This window comes from Microcystis sp. M113S1, from assembly GCF_020246945.1.
GTDB lineage: Bacteria > Cyanobacteriota > Cyanobacteriia > Cyanobacteriales > Microcystaceae > Microcystis.
Genome location: NZ_JADBSA010000070.1, coordinates 1 through 13092, shown reverse-complemented (window position 1 = coordinate 13092; position 13092 = coordinate 1). Strand labels below are relative to the sequence as shown.

General features: G+C 43.3%; 11 protein-coding genes and 1 pseudogene. 9 read left to right on the top strand and 3 right to left on the bottom strand.

What is annotated here, in order from left to right; translation table 11 throughout:
- The first annotated feature begins 444 nt into the window (after positions 1–444).
- Together IM319_RS04070 and rpiA are read left to right on the top strand one after the other, a co-directional pair.
- Positions 445–969 carry an RNA recognition motif domain-containing protein gene (locus IM319_RS04070; RefSeq protein ID WP_287685237.1) on the top strand — a complete coding sequence of 175 codons (525 nt, stop codon included), beginning with the start codon at positions 445–447 and terminating at the stop codon, positions 967–969.
- A gap of 72 nt (positions 970–1041) precedes the next feature.
- The gene (gene rpiA / locus IM319_RS04065) at positions 1042–1752 is read left to right on the top strand and encodes a ribose-5-phosphate isomerase RpiA (protein WP_002757733.1); all 711 of its coding nucleotides are present in this window, start codon (positions 1042–1044) and stop codon (positions 1750–1752) included.
- 98 nt (positions 1753–1850) lie between these two features.
- Here the strand turns inward: rpiA and recF are convergent, their stop codons facing one another.
- Positions 1851–2978 (bottom strand): DNA replication/repair protein RecF, encoded by a 1128-nt coding sequence (recF, locus tag IM319_RS04060; protein WP_287734732.1) that lies wholly within the window; start codon positions 2976–2978, stop codon positions 1851–1853.
- Between the two features lie 351 nt (positions 2979–3329).
- Between recF and IM319_RS04055 the strand changes: the two genes are divergently transcribed.
- From IM319_RS04055 to IM319_RS04045, 3 genes are all read left to right on the top strand, one after another.
- Positions 3330–3902 carry a DUF2808 domain-containing protein gene (locus tag IM319_RS04055; protein ID WP_287685235.1) on the top strand — a complete coding sequence of 191 codons (573 nt, stop codon included), beginning with the start codon at positions 3330–3332 and terminating at the stop codon, positions 3900–3902.
- Positions 3903–4261: 359 nt separating this feature from the next.
- Positions 4262–4426: a metallothionein gene (locus IM319_RS04050; RefSeq protein ID WP_158200921.1), complete on the top strand. Its 165-nt coding sequence runs from the start codon at positions 4262–4264 to the stop codon at positions 4424–4426.
- A 97-nt stretch (positions 4427–4523) separates the two neighbouring features.
- The gene (locus tag IM319_RS04045) at positions 4524–4895 is read left to right on the top strand and encodes an ArsR/SmtB family transcription factor (RefSeq protein WP_287734731.1); all 372 of its coding nucleotides are present in this window, start codon (positions 4524–4526) and stop codon (positions 4893–4895) included.
- On the opposite strand, the gene IM319_RS04040 is transcribed toward IM319_RS04045, so the two are convergent.
- Positions 4892–5680 carry a pentapeptide repeat-containing protein gene (locus tag IM319_RS04040; protein ID WP_287734730.1) on the bottom strand — a complete coding sequence of 263 codons (789 nt, stop codon included), beginning with the start codon at positions 5678–5680 and terminating at the stop codon, positions 4892–4894. The genes IM319_RS04045 and IM319_RS04040 overlap by 4 nt on opposite strands.
- A 199-nt stretch (positions 5681–5879) precedes the next feature.
- Here IM319_RS04040 and IM319_RS04035 point away from each other — a divergent pair, with 199 nt between their 5' ends.
- Complete coding sequence (locus IM319_RS04035) at positions 5880–8942, top strand: DEAD/DEAH box helicase (RefSeq protein ID WP_287734729.1); 3063 nt, start codon at positions 5880–5882, stop codon at positions 8940–8942.
- Positions 8943–9424: 482 nt separating this feature from the next.
- The gene (locus IM319_RS22370; RefSeq protein WP_353737559.1) at positions 9425–9772 is read left to right on the top strand and encodes a DUF4214 domain-containing protein; all 348 of its coding nucleotides are present in this window, start codon (positions 9425–9427) and stop codon (positions 9770–9772) included.
- A gap of 227 nt (positions 9773–9999) precedes the next feature.
- On the opposite strand, the gene IM319_RS04030 is transcribed toward IM319_RS22370, so the two are convergent.
- Positions 10000–10662 carry a potassium channel family protein gene (locus IM319_RS04030; protein ID WP_287685230.1) on the bottom strand — a complete coding sequence of 221 codons (663 nt, stop codon included), beginning with the start codon at positions 10660–10662 and terminating at the stop codon, positions 10000–10002.
- A gap of 567 nt (positions 10663–11229) precedes the next feature.
- Here IM319_RS04030 and IM319_RS04025 point away from each other — a divergent pair.
- Together IM319_RS04025 and IM319_RS22365 are read left to right on the top strand one after the other, a co-directional pair.
- Positions 11230–12624 (top strand): DUF2252 domain-containing protein, encoded by a 1395-nt coding sequence (locus tag IM319_RS04025; RefSeq protein ID WP_287078674.1) that lies wholly within the window; start codon positions 11230–11232, stop codon positions 12622–12624.
- Positions 12625–12822: 198 nt separating this feature from the next.
- Positions 12823–12933 (top strand): annotated as a pseudogene (locus IM319_RS22365) (IS607 family transposase); the annotation flags it as partial.
- Between the last annotated feature and the right edge of the window lie 159 nt (positions 12934–13092).

Below are 13092 nucleotides of genomic sequence, written 5' to 3'. Positions count from 1 at the left end.
CCCTCCCGTTAGCTAGGATACCCTGCCGCCAAAAGGAAAGAAGCATATAATGATACATTTAGCAAGAGTTTTAATAAAATTTTGCTTACTGTGAACAAATACTTAAGTAGTTATACTTATTTTTTCCATGGCAGCCCGGAGCGAGAGAAAATATTTGACAAATTGTGTAAACATTCTGTAATAATCGAATAGAGCGACATAAATCGGGTAAGTTGAATGATTAGCCCTGTTAACAGCTAAAAAACGTAACCCCTAGATTCCGTACCTCTCGTTGAAATCGTTAAGGATAGTCGAAATTGACGGCCACAGCCGCTATCGTGCAGAAACTACAAGCTTATCGCTGGGAAACATCCTCCTTAGCTCTGTTTGCCTTAAAAAAATCAGCATACAGGCACGGAATGTCGCACAAGTTTTTACATCAACCTATACTTGGAGGAATCCATCATGTCCGTTCGTCTATACGTTGGTAATTTGCCCAAAGAATCCGTCGAGCGCGAAAAATTACAGGCGCTTTTTGCCGATGAAGGGGATACGATTACCACTAAAGTCATCAAAGATCGCAAAACTGGCAAATGTCGCGGTTTTGCCTTCGTTACCGTCCCTAGCGATGAACTAGCTGACCAGTTTATCGAAAAATACAACGGTCAATCCTTCATGGAAAACCCGATCAAAATCGAGAAAGCTCTCCCCCGCAGCAAGGGAGGTAAAGAAGAAGGGGAAGAAGCAGAAGGCACAGAGGCAAGCGTAGAAACCCCAGAAAAAGTCGAAAGACCGACTCCGAAACCGACGACGGCAGCACCGCGCAAATCCAGTGGCGGCGGCAGCGGCAAAAAACGCAAGGGTGAACGGGGTGGCAGTAGTACCCCGAAAGTTACCGGCGATGGTGACGCTTTACAGCCAGATCCCCGTTGGGCCAATGAATTGGCTAAACTCAAGGAAATGTTAGCAGCTCAGGCCACTAATCCCTAATTCCATTGACAAGAGGGCAACGGATAGCCGATAACTAAGAGGTTCAAAATATCGCTTTTAGGAATGTGCATCATGACAGCAATCGATCCGGTCATTCTCATGAAACAGGAGGTCGGTAAAGCGGCCGCTAATCTAGTTCAATCTAATTCGGTCGTGGGATTGGGAACTGGTTCAACGACGGCCTACGCGATCGAATATCTGGGCGCTAGACTGCAAAGCGGGGAAATCAGCAATATTGTCGGGGTTCCTACTTCTTTTCAAGCGCAAGTTTTGGCTAGGAAGTACGGAATTCCCCTCACTACCCTCGATGTCATCGCAAAGATGGATATCGCTATCGATGGGGCCGATGAGGTGGATCCCCAGAAAAATCTGATTAAAGGCGGCGGTGCTGCCCATACTCAGGAGAAAATTGTCGATAGTCTCGCCGATATTTTCGTCGTGGTAGTGGATGGCAATAAGCTGGTGGATAAGTTGGGATCGACTTTTCTTTTGCCGGTGGAAGTGTTACCCATGGCCATGACTCCGGTGATGCGAAAATTGGAGGCACTCGGTGGTAAACCTTCCCTGCGCATGGGAGTGAAAAAAGCTGGCCCCGTGGTCACGGATCAAGGCAATTTAGTTATCGATGTTAAATTTGATAGTATCGATGATCCGGCTGATTTGGAAAGAACTATTAATAATATGCCGGGGGTTTTAGAAAATGGTTTATTTGTCGGGGTTGCTGATCTGATTCTCGTCGGTGAAATTATCGACGGTAAGCCGGTAGTCCGCGAGATTAGGTAGGCTTAACTATTCTTAATCTAACAGTGAAACAGGCCGCAGGCCTGTTTTGTTATTATGGGTATATACAGACAAAGAGCAAAATAAAGAGAGGCTATAGGCTAATAAAAAATCTGTCCCTTTTTGACAGAAAATATCTGGGAAGATTGCAACCAACGGGACTCAAACGAACTGAGATGAGTGGTGGTAATTAAAGTTTGAAAACGATCTTCGATCGCATCTAATAATTGATTTTGTCGATCGATATCTAATTCCGCTAAAACATCATCGAGGAGTAGTAGGGGAGGTTCCCCGATAATCTGCTCTAATAACTGTAATTCCGCTAATTTCAAGGCTAAAACTAAGGTTCTTTGTTGTCCTTGGGAACCGTAGGATTTAGCGGGGTTTTGGTTAATTAAAAAATCCACTTCATCCCGGTGCGGACCGACTACCGATGTCCCTAGTTGTTTCTCTGCCAAACGACGGGTTTCAATCTTATCTAAAAAAGCCCTTTGTACCCCATTGACATCATCTTCTAGCCAAGGCACATTAGGAATATATTGTAATTCTAAAAATTCGGTTTTTCCGCTAATACTTTCGTGCCATTTTTGGGCTAAAGGAATTAATCTTTGCAGGACTCGCGCCCTTCTTCTCGTTACTCTTGAACCAGTTTCTGCTAGTTGTAAATCCCAGAGTTTTAGTTGGGATAAATTCTCATAAACTTTTCCCTCTAATTCCTGTTTACGAATCTCTTTTAAGAGGGCATTTCTTTGTCGTAAAACCTGATTATATTGCTGTAAAATATGAACGTATAGGGGTTCTAATTGAATTAATAAAGTATCTAACCAATCTCGGCGAGCTTCCGGACCACCGCGCACTAAATCCAGATCGAGACTAGAAAATTGTACCGCATTAATCACGCCCAAAAAATCGAGATGACGGCGCAGGGGTTGACGGTCGCGGATCACGGTGCGACGACCGGAAGAACGGAGAATTAAACTTAATTCTGATGCTCCATAAAGACGATTAACCCTAGCAAAAATTCTCGCCTCTGATTCCGATTCTAGCACCAAATCCCGATCCTTGCTGACTCGATGGCTCTTGAGAGTGGACAAAAGTTCGATCGCTTCTAGTAAATTGGATTTTCCCTGAGCATTATTGCCCAATAATATTGTTTTTTTGGACTCGAATTTTAGCAACTGTTCGGCATAATTTCTAAAACTGTGAAGGTGCAGGTGTTCGAGATACATTGCAAGTTGGGGGTTGGGGGTTGGGGGTTGGGGGTTGGGGGTTAGGGGTTAGGGGTTAGGGGTTAGGGGTTGGGGGTTAGGGGTTGGGGGTTAGGATGTGGGGTGTGGGGTGTAGGGTGTAGGGTGTGGGAAGTATAAATAAAAATAATCTCCTGTCTCCTGTCTCCTGTCTCCTGTCTCCTGATTACTGATTACTGATTACTGATTACTGATTACTGATTACTGATTACTGATTACTGATTACTGATCACTGATTACTGATTACTGATCACTGATAATGGCAGAAGTTTGGGATTAAGTGAATTTGCTATAATTCCCCTTGACAATCAATATTTTATAGTAGCTTTTACCTTGAAAATTCCTTTTTTGCCTTTAAAACAGACTGAAAGTCTATCTAAACTCGCTTTGATTGCTATACTCGCTTTTGATGCTTCTGTTTCCCTCGCAGGACAATTTCCCGATGGCAGAGTATTTTTTGAGAGTTCTCCCACTCTGGTTAATTTCTCCGCTACTTTCCAATCCGTGCGTGCTTGGGGAGCAAAATACTATCTTACCATCGCTCTGCCGCCGTCCCTCGGGGCGCCCTTGGGCAAAGTAACCCTACAACAGCAGCCTAATATTCAAACTATTGCTTTTCTGGTCGATCAAACCTTTGCTTTTCTTGGCGATCGCAATCAGCGCGGCGAAAAATTAACCCTAAAATCCACTACTTTTGACCCCAATACTCAGACGATCACGGTCATTTTTGATCCTCCTGTCCCCCCCGGTAATACCGTTTCTATCGGTCTGAAACCAGTACGAAATCCCGATTATGGTGGTGTCTATCAGTTTGGAATTACTGCTTATCCCCCCGGGGATAATTCTCCCGGATTAGATATAGGTGTCGGACGTTTAGCAATTTATGAGGCTGGCGATCGCTGGTAGTCCGTTCCGCGTCTAAAAACAGTAATCAGTGAGCAGTAAACAGTGAGCAGTAAACAGTGAGCAGTAAACAGTGAGCAGTAAACAGTGAGCAGTAAACAGTAATCAGTAAAAAGACAGTAGGAAACTTCTATTTAATACTGCACACTTAAAAACTCACATCTGATAACTGTTAACTTACCCACTGATCACTGATCACTGATAACTGATAACTGATAACTGATAACTGATAACTTCCCACCCTTGAGATAACGGCCCCAACTTTCCTGTCTGAGTTTTAGAAAAATTTAACTTTATTCAATCCATGAACATCTGTTCAGATGTTATACTAAAGTCAGTAAAGAAGTTCAGAGGTAGTAACCATGATCGCTGTCACCACCATGAAATGTGCTTGTGAATCCTGTTTGTGTGTAGTATCGATCGCCGATGCCATCGAAAAAAACGATCAATACTACTGTTGCCAAGCTTGTGCCGATGGTCACGTTAACGAAAAAGGCTGTGGACACAAGGGCTGTGGTTGCGGTTAAATTTATTTATTGGGGAGAAAGGGACAAGTATCGGGGTTGAAGATTCGATCGATACCTCCCTTTCTCAACTTTTCCTTAAAACCGCTCGGGAAAAAACATGGCCATAGAGAAAATAGCACCGGTTTGTGGGGAATCCCATCACCAAGGGGCGAAATTCCAGAACTTGCAGGGATTAGAACTAGAAAAAGCCCAAAAAATGGCCGAATTTTTCAGCCTTTTGGGGGATGCCAACCGCCTAAGAATTCTATCGCTTTTAGCCAAACGAGAATTATGTGTTTGTGATTTAGCCGACGATTTAGGGATGAGTGAATCGGCCGTATCCCACCAGTTAAGAACCCTAAGAGCCTTAAGATTAGTTAAATACCAAAAACAGGGACGGAGAGTCTTTTATCGTCTTGCCGATCATCATGTTCTTGACCTTTATTACGCGGTCTCGGAACATTTAGAAGAGCCAGCGGACGAGGATTAAAACAGTCCCAAAGCGGGTAAAACAAACTGTAAGAGCAGAGAACCAATCCCCTGCACCATTTGGTCTAATTGAGCGTTGCCACCACCCTGTTCTTGCGGTTTTAGGGCGATTTCCATGCCTTTAATAAAATTCTCTGCCGCTTCGTAACCGGGGGTGTTACCTTGCTGTTGAAAGAGAGTCGAAGCCATTTGAGCGTCCTGGGCTGCTAGCGCATTTTGTCCCAGACGATAGTGAGCCATGGCCCGGGCTAGATAAGCTGGAGCATATTCTGAGTTAATTGTCAAGGCCTTATTAAAATTTTCTATAGCGGTGCTGGTGCGTCCCTGTTTTCCTTCCACCATTCCTAGACCATAGAATAGTTCAGAAGTACCGGCACTACTGGGAATTCCCACCGCACCCTGTACATAGGCAGTGTCTAGTTTGGTGTTGTCGAGGTTAGCATTATTGAGATAAGTACCTCTTAAATCCGCACCCGTCAAGATTGCCCCGGTTAAGTTCGCTCCAGTCAGATTAGCACCAAAAAGAGAGGCTCCAGTTAAATTTGCTCCACTCAGATCCGCCCCACTTAAATTAGCTTGACTAAGATTGGCCCCGACGAGATTGGCCCCATTTAATTTTGCCCCGACTAGATTCGATTGCACTAACCCCGAACCGCTCAGATCGCATTGGGGACATTTTCGGGTGGATAATAATTGCTGTAGATGGTTTAAATCTTCCGTCTGACCAACTAGGGACAAGTTAAGGGGAAGACTGAGGACGAGGGTGAGGGCGATCGATTTGTACATAGTTGAAAAATAACTCTATTTATTATTACTGATAATAACCATGCGATCGGGGCTAATCGCTGAACTAGATTCTGCTTGAGAAATCAGCCCTTGTCCACTAAAATAGAAGATTAGAGGCTCTTAAGGTCAGAAGAAGCGACAAACGAGATTTGTTACCTTTTCAACAGCAGGTTTTTTAGAGGAATTTCCCTATTTTATAATGACTACTCTACACGGTAATTGGCTGATTCGTTCGCAAGATAGTGTTTTTTTTCTTTGGGGTGAACAGTGGCAAGGGAAGGAATTAAGTGAAACAAAGGAAAATCATCCTTTTTGTCTAGAATCAGGGGCATTATTCCAATTTATCGAGAAATTTTCTCCTCAGCTTGACCGGTGTTCTCCAGAATCAATCAAGCTCAGTCTCCCTAGTTATTCCCCTCCAAGGAAAAAATATTTTTTACCGCTGCTGTCGGGGCAAATTCTCGAACCCACAGCTAAATCCTTGTCTTGGCAACCATGGCAGGTATCGGGATTAACTTTTTCTGCGGGGATGATAGTGCGGTTATGGGAGAAATTACCCCTAGCTAAGGCCGAATTTATCGGCAATGATCTACGATTTTGGCTGTATTTGCACCGTTGGAGTTTAGATTTATTAGCAAGGGGGAAATTTTTAGCGGGAATAAATCAGGGTGAAAGTTGCTGGTATCCCCTGCTAGATAGTACCATCGATCGCACTCGTTTAGCTAAGTTTATCCAAACCATCCCCCCGGTCTGTCTTGCCTATCAAGAAAATAGCGAACCACAAATAATTATTCTCGATTGCTTGAAAAATATTGTCGATGCTCGTTTGCGACAAAAGATAGATAGTGGTGTTAATATTTCCCCCTCATTGATGGTGAAACCCTGGCTACAATCTTTAAGCGGTGATCATCATGACATTGCTTTAGAAGCCAAGAATTTACAGCGTCTAGAAAATGCTTATAATAACTGGGTTTTTCCTATCCAAGAAAGTTTAGTTAATGGCAATAATCGCCAATTAATCGAGAATCAATACCGTGTCTGTTTATCCTTACAACCTCCCAGTCTAGGAACAGTGTGGAAACTAACCTATTATTTACAAGCGTTAGATGATCAAGAATTTCTCATTAGTGCCAAGTTGATTTGGTTAGAGGGCAAAGAAAGTTATCATAGTTATCAAAGAGTTGTCAATAATCCTCAGGAAATTCTCTTAAAAGGATTGGGATTAGCGGCGCGATTGTACGAACCGATTAGAATTAGTTTAGAGCAGAGACACCCGGAGGAATGTTCTCTTGATTCGATCGAAGTTTATCAGTTTATTCGCTCGATCGCTTGGCAATTGCGAGAGCAGGGATTAGGGGTAATTTTGCCAACGGGTTTAACTGCTGGTAGTAATGAACAAAGATTAGGAATTAAGATTGCTGCCACTGTCACCCCCAAAAAAGGAGAAAGATTAAGTTTAACCAGTTTATTAAACTTTCAGCTTAAATTAGTGGTAGGGGAACAGGAAATATCGAAAAAAGATTTTGATAAGTTATTAGAGAAAAAATCGCCAGTGGTGGAAGTGGGGGGCAAATGGTTAATCCTACAACCAACCGATGTCAAAGCAGCTCAGGCAATTTTAAATAATACCATCGCTCCCCTTAATCTCTCGGTGGAAGATGCTCTGCGCTTGAGTTCAGGAGATAATAATCTAATTGCTAAACTGCCGGTAGTCAATTTCCAAGCGGAGGGAGCATTAAAGGAATTAATTGATAATTTAAATAACAATCAAGGGATTCAATTAATCAACCCACCGCGGGAATTTCGGGGGGAATTACGTCCCTATCAAATCAAGGGAGTTAGTTGGTTAGCTTTCCTAGAAAAGTGGGGTTTAGGTGCTTGTTTAGCCGATGATATGGGTTTAGGAAAAACCCCGCAATTAATCGCTTTTTTACTAGCATTAAAAGAACAGGATATGTTAGTTAATCCTGTGTTAGTGGTGGCTCCCACTTCTGTGGTCAATAACTGGGAACATGAGTTAAGAAAATTCGCTCCCACCCTGGCTGTTTTTGTGCATCATGGCGAAAAAAGATTAAAAGGTCAAGCTTTTGCTCAAGAGGTAAAAAATAAATCGGTTGTTATTACCAGTTATCCTTTAATCTATCGCGATCTGTCCAGTTTAGAAGCAGTACAATGGCAAGGTTTAGTTTTAGATGAAGCTCAAAATATTAAAAATTCTACGGCTAAACAATCCCAAGCAGTGCGAAAAATACCCGCAGGATTTCGGATTGCCTTAACGGGAACTCCCGTAGAAAATCGCCTGATGGAATTATGGTCAATTTTGGATTTTCTCAATCCCAATTTTTTAGGAACTCAAACATTTTTCCAGCGTCGTTTTGCTCTTCCTATTGAAAAATACGGCGATCAAGAATCCCTGCATAATTTACGTTCCCTTGTCCGTCCCTTTATTTTACGGAGATTAAAAACCGATAAAAATATTATTGAAGATTTACCAGAAAAACAGGAAATGAATATTTTTTGTGGTTTATCGAAAGAACAGGGACAACTTTATCAACAATTAGTCGAGACAACGCTCCAGAAAATTGAAGAAACTCAAGGAATTCAGAAACATGGATTAATTTTAACCTTGCTAATGCAACTAAAACAAATTTGTAATCATCCCGCTCACTTTTTGAAAGAAAATAGTTTAGAAACCAGTCAAAGATCGGGAAAATTATTACGTTTAGAAGCCATGGTAGAGGAAGTGATAGCAGAAGGCGATCGAGCTTTAATTTTTACACAATTTGCCGAGTGGGGAAAACTCCTACAAACCCATCTCCAGAAAAAATTAGCCGAGGAAATATTATTTCTCTCCGGTTCTACCAAAGCAAAAGATCGGGTAGAAATGATCGAGCGCTTTCAAAATGATCCCCAGGGACCAAAGATTTTTATTCTCTCCCTCAAAGCGGGGGGAACAGGATTAAATTTAACGCGCGCTAATCACGTTTTTCATATCGATCGTTGGTGGAATCCAGCCGTAGAAAATCAGGCCACCGATCGCGCTTTCCGCATCGGACAAAAACGCAATGTTCAGGTACATAAATTCATCTGTACGGGAACCCTAGAGGAACGCATTAATGAGATGATCGAAAGCAAGAAACAATTAGCGGAACAAACCGTAGATGCTGGAGAAAATTGGTTAACAGAATTAGATACCGATCGCCTGCGAGATTTATTATTATTAGATCGATCGGCAATTATTGATGAAGAAGAAACCGATTAGAAGCAAACTCGTGATCGATTGTTTTAGTTCAGCAATTCTCATTTTGAAACGATTTTGCCTTGTTTCAGCGACCTAGAGATTCGTTAAAGAATTTTAACCCCTCTAGTGGGACTTAGACAAAAAACAAATCAAGAAAAGCCTCAACCCCAATCCCCGCTTGGGATTTACTTCAAGAAGCCCAAAATCGCTGAAACCCAGATATATCAATGAAAATCACAAATCGAGGTTAACCCCTTGTCCGGTAATGGTTTGAGCCTTTTTTGCTGACCGAAAACGCCTAAGTCCCACTAGGCGCAAGGGTTTTAATGTCATGAAACCGGCTCTCTTGGATTTGGTGGGTAAAATGTATTCTAAGATACATTCCTCCTAGAGAGGGGGTGGAACGAACCACAAAGACACAAAGGACACAAAGATCGATCAATCCTATGTAAGTTAAACTTATCACACACAACCTAGAAGAGCCTGAAACCTTAAAATGAGAATTGCTGATTGCTCCTAGCCCAGAGTATCAAAGTAGGCAAGCTGTCATTCAGATTTACAGAGAGATTCTAGAGCGAGATGTAGATCCTTCAGGAATGGATACTTGGACTAGAGAATTAAACAGTGGGAGGACTGTCCTTCAAGTCCGGCGTGCAATTGCAGAGAGTCCTGAAGCCCAGAACAAACTTAATGGCTTATACCGAAGGATGCTCTGTAGAGACATTGATTCATCAGGAAGGGCAACATGGACAAATGCTCTTGCTAGTGGATGGACACTGCAAAGAGTTGCTGCTGAAGGTATTGCTCCTAGCCCAGAGTATCAAAGCAGGGGAGGAAGGTCATGCAATTAAATGCTGCCTAACAACCCCCATGCACGCCGACCGCCCAAAGATTATCTGCTGGGCGTTCAAGGTTATCTGCGGCGGGTGATGGGCAACGTTAATGTTGCTCCAGCAATTCTCATTTTGAAACGATTGTGCGTTGTTTCAGCGATCTAGAGATTCGTTAAAGAATTTTAACCCCTCTATGTGCAAGGGTTTTAATGTCATGAAACCTTAAAATGAGAATTGCTGTTTGGTTAACGACCATTGTGTAAACTGACTAAACGGGCAATAAAAACGGCGGGATAGAGAACTCCAGTCATTCCTTCTAAATTGGCTAGAACTCTAGCGACTTTACTGGCAGGAACTATATCACCGTAACCCACCGTGGACAAGGTAGTAAAGCTGAAATGAAGTAGATCCGCTTGGTTGACGGTTTTAGCGGCGGAGCTAAAGGAATCGGGGTCGAAAATCTGGATGATATTATAAGCGGCCGCCCAGAAAAATCCTAAGAGAAAATAGACACAAATTCCCCCTTTGATAATATCAGACGTGACTTGTTCGGCGGGAATTAATTCTAGTAAAATCGAGTACACACATAAACCAATAAAAGCTAGAAAAATTAACGTACTAGATAGCTCGAACCAACGGTTAAAATCGCTATAAATAGGGATAATCGTGCTGAATGCTCGCAGGAGGAGGGCAATTAAAAACAGACTGATATTAAATCTTAAAGCCAATTTACTTCGATCAATCTGATAGACTGCGATGATCAGAGAGAGGGAGAAGAAAAAGAAAATCAGCCAATCTCCCAGGGGTAGATATACTAAAAATGGGTAAATAATGTAGAGCGAGAGCAGATTTGCCAGCAGCCGATTGTATTTATTTTCTGTGGCCTGTATCAATTGACGGAATTTCATAGCAGCGAACCTTTAACTGGTAATATTTACTCCTGCTCATCAATTTTAAGGGTATTTACGGCGGATTCAGGATTGGTCTGGTACATTCTCCACGCCGAAAAGCTTATCCCATAAGGAATTAGCTGTGCCAGATGAATAAAGCAACCGCTGCATATCTTATCTTTAACGTGGAATATACCCCCCTTTTCCCCACAAAAGAGCGAGATTTTAGCCCCTGGCCGAAGGCTGAACATTAGATAAAATTTTGTTACGAGCATTCCGCCAGCAATTTTTGAGCAAGATATAATCGAAATAGTAGAGCTGCCATTGGGCTAAAAGTTAAGCAAATTTAAGAGATAGCCATTTCAGAAAAAATGTATCATCGATAATGTTGAGCCTCCCCGAATAAGAAGCGAGTGAAGATTAATTGTTGAACCGAGCATCAGAAGCTATCTCTAAAGGGGCAAATGTTAGAAAGTTATCCCATTCGGGGAACCATCACTATTGACTTATCTATTTCCTATTGCTTGTATTCATTTAGTCATCTAACAGCAAGGGATGTAATCTCATTCAGGGGAAAAAGTCGCTATGAACCACCAAATAGAAACCCCGATCCGCTCATCTTCTCAAGCTCGATTCCGTTCACGGGAAGAACGCATCCAGATCGGTAAATCCCTGCGGGAGCGATTGCCGCGTTCTAGCCACGCCATCTGGCAACCTCCCGCAGCTGGTCGAGAGCCGATCGAGATCATCGAAGCATCAAATCGAGGGCGATTACAGGAATTGATTCCTATCCGCTACGGACGAATGTTGCGGAGTCCCTTTACCTTCCTGCGCGGTTCCGCTGCTTTGATGGCCTACGATCTGGCCACCACTCCCAAAACCGACGTTATCGTGCAGGCCTGCGGGGATTGCCACCTGTTGAACTTCGGATTTTTTGCCACCCCCGAACGCAATTTAGTCTTCGATATTAACGATTTCGACGAAACCCTACCCGCACCTTGGGAATGGGATCTCAAGCGTCTAGTGGTCAGCTTTGTCATCGCCGGCAGGGATAGCGATCTATCCGATCAAGAATCGAAGGCGGCGGCGATCGATTGCGCTCGTTCCTATCGGGAACACCTGCGGGAATATTCTCGCCTCAGTCCGTTAGAGATATGGTACACGCGCATAGGAGTAGAACAGGCGATCGAGATGGCTCCCGACGAAAAGACGCGGAAGATACGGGAACAGATGATGGCAAAAGCCCGCGAGCGCATCATCGAACATCTTTACCCCAAGATCGTCACTCAAACCGGGGGACGCAATCGCTTTGTCGATCAGCCGCCCATTCTCTACCATGTCAACGAACCGGATTGGGAGACTCTCGTGCGCGAGGGTCTGGAAGACTATCGCCAATCCCTGCCGGAGGAACGCCGGGTCCTCTTTGATCGCTACCAGTTAGAGGACTTTGCCCTGAAAGTGGTAGGCATTGGCAGTGTCGGCACTAGATGTTATATCGCCCTATTTTTCTCGGAAGATAACCATCCCCTCATCCTACAAGTTAAGGAAGCCTGCCCTTCGGTTCTTGAACCCTATACCGCCAAGAGCCAGTACGAAAATCAGGGACAACGGGTGGTTACAGGCCAGAGATTGATGCAATCCTCTAGCGACATATTTTTAGGCTGGACCCAGGGAAGACGGGGCAAAGACTTCTATTTACGGCAACTGCGGGATATGAAGTTTTCCCTACCCATTGAGGGAGTGTCGGCTGTCCAACTGCAACGCTACGCCGAGTTCTGTGGCTGGACCTTAGCCCGCGCCCACGCTAAATCTGGAGACGCAGCCACCATTAGCGGTTATTTGGGGAAAGGAGATCAGTTCGATCTAGCGATGGGCGAGTTTGCGATCGCTTATGCCGAGCAGACAGAACGAGATCACGCCGCTTTGGTGGAAGCGGTCAAAACAGGACGGGTCGAGGCTTTGGTAGAAGAAGATTTATAGCATTAAGCTATCAGCCATCAGCCTGTTATTTCTCGACCTTAGATTAGGGGCGCGAGCTTTGCGCCCCCACATTGCAGCTGATATTGTAAAGTTTTGTAGAAAATATACGCAAATAACAGCAAACAACTGCTACTGTGGTTAGTGCAAGTTTACCTTACAGTTCAAATAAAACTATCAGATTATGCCAAGAAAAAGGGGTTTTGCGCTCGACTGTATTCAATAAGACGAAGAACAAGAAAAACCGAATGTTTAATTAATTGCTTGGAGGAAGAGCATGAAATTAGTTCAAAGACATCTAATCAAATTTAATAAACATGAATTTTTAGCATTTGATAAGTTGGCATTTTTATCAAAGAATCTTTATAATTGTGCTGTCTATTTAAACCGTCAAGCCTTCTTTTCACATCAGCCATTTCTAACCATGACTGAGTTACACCATGCTTTGAAAACAAGCGCAGATTATCAAGC